This is a genomic window from Mesorhizobium sp. M7A.F.Ca.CA.004.04.2.1, from assembly GCF_004022825.1.
Classification (GTDB): Bacteria; Pseudomonadota; Alphaproteobacteria; order Rhizobiales; family Rhizobiaceae; genus Mesorhizobium.
This window is the reverse complement of sequence record NZ_RZPH01001315.1, coordinates 1-1,344: the sequence shown is the minus strand read 5'-3', so window position 1 is coordinate 1,344 and position 1,344 is coordinate 1. Positions and strand designations below refer to the sequence as shown.

The following is a 1,344-nucleotide window of genomic DNA, read 5'->3' as shown; positions in this document are numbered from 1 at the left end:
GCAGCGGTGCTGGCATGCAGATCCGCGCCGATCGACGGCAACGCGGGCAGATACATGTCGATGGCGAACGGGCCGATGGCGGACAACAAGCCGAGCACGACCGCGATGCGGAGGAATTTGGGACTCATGATAAAGGCTTCTTTCAAATCTGGTTGCCGCCGCCAGGCGACGTCTAACCTAGGACGTTCCATCCCGTGAGATTCCGACACCTCAAGAGCGAATCCTATTCGTCTCTCTCACGCGAAATCTCTTTATCTTGTGTCCACAAATTTAGACACTCTTGTCTAAATCGTCAATCACCTCTATATAGTTTTTTATGAAGCTGCACGTTTCTCCTGACATTTTCCCGCCACGCGGCCATGAGGCCAAGCGCCTCTCGATCGTCGACTCCGCCGCCACCGTGTTTTGCCGCGAAGGTTTCGCCGGCGCCAACATCGATCTGATCGCGGCCGAAGCCGGCGTTTCGCGCCAGACGATCTACAACCATCATGGCGACAAGGAGAAACTGTTCGTCGCCGTGGTCCGCGACCTCACCGAACGCTGCAATGCCGGCATCTTCGCCACCATTGCCACCTTCCCCGACCAGCCGGGGGATCTCGAAGCCGACCTGATCGGCTTTGCCGTGCGCCTGAACCAGAACTGCATCTGCAACCGCGACGGAAAATTCCTGCGCAAGCTGATCCAGACCGAAGGCGAGCGCTATCCCGAACTGTTTGCCGAATGGCGCGAACAGGGTCCGGGCAGGACATGGCCGGCAATCGCCGCCCGCTTCGCCCGCCTCGCCTATGGCGGCCATCTCACGATCGAGGATCCCGACGTGGCGGCACGCCAGTTCCTTGGCCTCGTCAATGCCGAACTGCAGACCACCTTCATGCTTGGCGGCTCGCCTCGCGAGGACGAGGTGCTGCAATCCGCGACCAATGGCGTGCGCACCTTCCTGCGCGCCTTCGGCAAGCGCCGGTCCGCGGCCTCGTCCGAAAAGCAAAGCGCGCTCACCAGCGCCTGAGCGATCAAATCGCTGGCAATAGTCTTCGCTTCCGCGCAAGGGTCATCTATATGCGGTTTACGCCGCCCTCAAGCTTGATTACAGCTATGCGGACGATTCAACGGAACCCGACCGCCACATGGCCGACGACCACATCCGCTACGACATTCTGGCCCAGGAGGCGTTGCGCGGCGTCATGCGCAAGGTCCTGGCCGAGGTCGCGCGCACCGGCCTCCCCGGCAACCACCACTTCTTCATCACCTTCCTGACCGGCGCGCCGGGCGTACGCGTGTCTTCGCGGCTGCGCGAGCGCTATCCCGAGCAGATGACCATCGTCATCCAGTTCCAGTATTGGGACC

2 protein-coding genes and 1 pseudogene are annotated in these 1,344 nt (G+C 61.1%); 2 read left to right on the top strand and 1 reads right to left on the bottom strand.

Annotated elements, in window-relative coordinates:
• A pseudogene (locus EN893_RS34165) lies at nucleotides 1-128 on the bottom strand (multidrug effflux MFS transporter); the annotation flags it as partial.
• Nucleotides 129-316: 188 nt separating this feature from the next.
• On the opposite strand from EN893_RS34165, the gene EN893_RS34160 reads away from it, so the two are divergent.
• Together EN893_RS34160 and EN893_RS34155 are read left to right on the top strand one after the other, a co-directional pair.
• Nucleotides 317-1,006 carry a TetR/AcrR family transcriptional regulator gene (locus EN893_RS34160; RefSeq protein WP_127271156.1) on the top strand — a complete coding sequence of 230 codons (690 nt, stop codon included), beginning with the start codon at nucleotides 317-319 and terminating at the stop codon, nucleotides 1,004-1,006.
• Nucleotides 1,007-1,124: 118 nt separating this feature from the next.
• Nucleotides 1,125-1,344: ClpXP protease specificity-enhancing factor SspB (locus EN893_RS34155; RefSeq protein WP_245490958.1), on the top strand; the 220-nt coding region annotated here is incomplete at its 3' end.